Origin of the sequence: Arthrobacter sp. Hiyo1, from assembly GCF_001263615.2 — a bacterium.
Taxonomy (GTDB): Bacteria; Actinomycetota; Actinomycetes; order Actinomycetales; family Micrococcaceae; genus Arthrobacter.
In genome coordinates this window covers 989,661-993,185 of sequence record NZ_DF952469.1, presented here as the reverse complement: position 1 = coordinate 993,185, position 3,525 = coordinate 989,661, and the positions used below count along the sequence as shown (strand labels likewise).

General features: G+C 63.7%; 5 protein-coding genes. 4 read left to right on the top strand and 1 reads right to left on the bottom strand.

Going from position 1 to position 3,525, the window contains the following annotated elements:
- Positions 1–199 (top strand): hypothetical protein (locus AHiyo1_RS25500; RefSeq protein ID WP_216363161.1); only part of this gene is annotated, 199 nt, incomplete at its 5' end.
- A 1,373-nt stretch (positions 200–1,572) separates the two neighbouring features.
- Here the strand turns inward: AHiyo1_RS25500 and AHiyo1_RS08855 are convergent.
- Entirely contained in the window at positions 1,573–2,331 is a 759-nt protein-coding gene (locus AHiyo1_RS08855) for a GTP cyclohydrolase II (RefSeq protein WP_084784434.1), read from the bottom strand.
- 261 nt (positions 2,332–2,592) lie between these two features.
- Here AHiyo1_RS08855 and AHiyo1_RS08850 point away from each other — a divergent pair, with 261 nt between their 5' ends.
- Genes AHiyo1_RS08850 through AHiyo1_RS25490 form a run of 3 tightly spaced genes read left to right on the top strand, consistent with a single transcriptional unit; the run spans position 2,593 to position 3,492 of the window.
- A complete protein-coding gene (locus AHiyo1_RS08850) occupies positions 2,593–3,081 on the top strand; it encodes a DUF2231 domain-containing protein (RefSeq protein WP_253257222.1) in 489 nt (162 codons plus the stop codon).
- Between the two features lie 4 nt (positions 3,082–3,085).
- Positions 3,086–3,301: a hypothetical protein gene (locus AHiyo1_RS25495; RefSeq protein WP_216363160.1), complete on the top strand. Its 216-nt coding sequence runs from the start codon at positions 3,086–3,088 to the stop codon at positions 3,299–3,301.
- Positions 3,302–3,324: 23 nt separating this feature from the next.
- Positions 3,325–3,492, top strand: coding sequence for a hypothetical protein (locus AHiyo1_RS25490; protein ID WP_216363159.1), 168 nt, complete (start codon positions 3,325–3,327; stop codon positions 3,490–3,492).
- Positions 3,493–3,525 lie beyond the last annotated feature (33 nt).

The following is a 3,525-nucleotide window of genomic DNA, read 5'->3' as shown; positions in this document are numbered from 1 at the left end:
CGCCCCAGCCCTCGACAGCCCCGTCGAAGCCCGGCAACGGGAACGGGAAGCGCTGATGCCGGTGATGATGGCCGCTCCCCGCGGTACCGTTCCGTTTGGTCATCACCGCGACCATCTCCTCGTGTTCATCGCCGAACTCTTGAAGGTACCTTCATCCGAGAAGCTGAAGCTGCGCCGGCTGACTCACATGCAGCATTAGAGGCGCAGCACGCCCCGCGGCCGGTCCCGCATCAGTCCTGGCTGCTTCCGCCTGTCAGCGACCCGATGATCGTCATAGGTCCGAGGATGGAGGCGGGTTGATGGCCCGGTGGTTATGGATGCCGGGGTTTCCGGACCCGGGCCCTGCCCGGCAAGATGGACACAGACCCGCAAGTCCTTGATGCGACATGAATCACATCCGGTATGCTTGAGTCCTGTCAAGAAGCTGGATTCGATCAACTCCCGAGGAGACGGCCACGCCATGACACATCATCGCAGCCTCCAGTTTAGGGGAGCGTGCACTTCGATGCCCGCCATGCACGAGGACGTGAACCCTGGACGGCAAAGGGCTTCTCCAGTGAAACCTGGCCGGGGATCCGCTCAGATAAGCGCGGTTCAGGAACTATTTTCGACGCCGGCCATCCGCGCCCTCGCGCGAACTCGAACGCATCCGCCTCGTGCTTCCTCATTGCGATGAAATCGTAGCTCCGGCCGAGGCTCGGCGGCTTTCCGAACCAGCGCAGTCATTGCCGAACCTGGTGACGAGGAAACTGGAGCGGCGCGGCTGATCAGGAAACCATCAGATGCTCAACAACCGCGCCACCGCCGGAGCCCGTGTACTGCCTTCAGAGGGGCACTTCTCTGATGGCCGGTCATTTTGAAGTATTCACTGACGCGGCAGGCACCTGCAGGGTCGGGCTGGTTGACGGGTCCGGGAATCAACTCGCAGATTCTGCTCCTTTCTATAACACGGACACTGCATGCATCGCGGAGGGTTTCCCATCGTGCGGCCTTGCTTGGGCCTCACATCCCGTGGTCCATGAGGGCTTCCTTGATCTGTTTAAAGGGTCGGCAGGCCCGCAAACCCGGACGGCGTCGGGTAGATGCTGCAGGCGAGGTCTGTCACTGCCGTTTCGGCACGGAGATATTGTCTCTGTCGGCTGTGAGCGTCGGGGAGTCGGCGAAGCCAGTGCCGAATGTGCCCGCAGCGGATTCCATCAGCCGCATGTGGACTTCCGTCCCTCGAAGGCCCAAGGAGGCTAGTGCTGCTTCGAGGTGGCGGGCTGCTTCCTCCGAGTTGGGGCACTCGTTCGCTCAGTCCGTCGCGGCCTGTCGTCTTGATTATGGTCGGGGAAATGTGCGGGGATGCCCGTCCGTTGTGCGGCCCGGTCAGGTCACGGCCCATCGGCGGAGCGCGTGCCGCTTGACGAGCCCGATAAGCACAGCAGTCACACCATCAGGCTTGGGAGATGCTCAGGGGGATCAGAAGGCGGGTTCCGAGCCGACTCCGGGAGCTTGCTGGGAACGGTTCCATGGAAACCGCAGATAATCCACCGGCGGCAGAAGATGGTGCGCCCCGGTGCCCGACGGGGGTTAGGGGAGCGGCCCCAAGTCAATTGTATGGCCGGTGTGGTCGCGCTTGGTGGTCAGGTGTCGGGCATTCGAGGATGAAAGGTGGACCAGGGCGGGCACGCGCTCGGCCGCGGCGACACCGTTGGCCTCGAGCTGGAGGGCCTTGTCCGGGTTGTTCCTCAGCAGCCGGATCCGGTCCACTCCGACAGCGAGCAGCATCTGCGCGGCCGTCTGGTAGTCCCGCTCGTCCTCACCGTGGCCTAGCGCGCCGTTCGCTGCGTAAGTGTCCAGGCCTCGGTCCTGGAGGGAGTACGCGTCAAGTTTCTCGTAGAGCCTGATGCCCCGGCCTTCCTGCCTCAGGTACAGCAGGAAGCCCCCCTGGTCGGCGAGCCGCTCGGCCGCTTCGCGGAGCTGAGGCCCGCAGTCGCACCGCTGCGAGCCCATGACGTCCCCGGTCATGCATTCGCTGTGAGGCCGAACGAAGGGAGCCATGGCCCTGGCCCTGGCCCTGGCGCCGAGCAGGGCACCCTGCCAGTCACCGAGCCCCAGCAGCAGGTGCTCCTTGTGGTCCACCAGACCCGAGAACGTGAACGCATCGGCTGTCGTGGCGAAGCCGTCGGCGAACCTGAGCGGGATCCGAACCCGCGTGCGCACCGCAGCCGGAGCAGGCACCGAACCCGCCGGGCCGGAGCGCCTGGAATAGGCGGAGCCAGCCGGCGCCGTCCCCGTAGCGTCCGCTTCGGATCCCGGTCCCGCAATGGTGAGTCGTTGCTCGGGCATCTGGTCCCTCCCTTTAAGATCCGGAAGGCGCGGCCTCTTGTGGCGGGCGTTCCCGAAATTCTAAAATGAAGTAACACGTTTTTGGATTCCCGGCGCTGGCTCACCGACGAAGAAGCAAGGCGGTTCGTCCTTGTGCGAGTTTCGGTGTAAGCCCGGGACCGTCATGCAAACCGCGATCCGTTATCGTCTTTCCGGAGAAGGTATCGATGGATGACACCGGAGAAGGTATCGATGGATGACATGCGTCGGGCCAAGGAGCCAGTGACTTTTCTGGCAGGCCCCTACGGCCACCCGTTCCACCCGATCCTGGTGACCGTGCCGATCGGGGCGTGGGTGGCCAGCCTCGTCTTCGACCTCGGATCTCTCATTGCAAGCGGCGATGCAGCCGCGCTGGCAACGGGGTCACGATGGCTGATCGCCATTGGCGTGCTCGGTGCAGCAGCTGCAGCACTGGTCGGATTCCTGGACCTGTTCGCCATCCCGACCGGCACGCGGGCCTTCCGTACCGCACTGGTCCACATGAGCCTGAACCTCACCATCACCATTGCCTACCTGGTCAACTTCCTCCTCAGGGTCGGTCAGCACGGACCCGTGCAGGCCGTACTGATCATTTTCTCGGCTCTCAGTGTCGCCGCACTGGGCGTCTCCGGGTACCTTGGCGGCAAACTCGCCTTCCACTATGGCGTGCGGGTTGCCAATGAAGAGACCCAAGCCGCCGGCTTCGACATCGCCACTACAGCGAAGGACTAGTCCCATGGGCATCGCCGCACTCGTCACCTGGATTGTTACCGCAGTCCTCGGGTTCACCATGCTCGGCCTGTGGCTAAGCAAAGGCGGCCTGCGCGCCGCACAGAGTGACGCCTCCATCCCGACACGCCTTGTACCTCCCCTAATTTTCAGCCACTTCCTGCTAGCCGCCGCCGGGTTGATCCTGTGGATCGTCTACCTGATCATCGATAGGACATCCTGACCTGGGTCGCCTTCGGACTCCTGGTGATCGTCGCAGTCCTCGGGGATGTGATGTTCCTGAGATGGAGGCACAGCCGCAAGGAATCTACCCCGGAAGCGCATCTTCCGGTTCCCCTCGTCTACGTGCACGGCCTGTTCGCGGTCGCCACCATCGTGCTCGTGCTGTTGACCGCCCTTGGAATCGGATCCTGAAGCACCTTGCCGGCTCCCCGCAGGCGCTCAGGC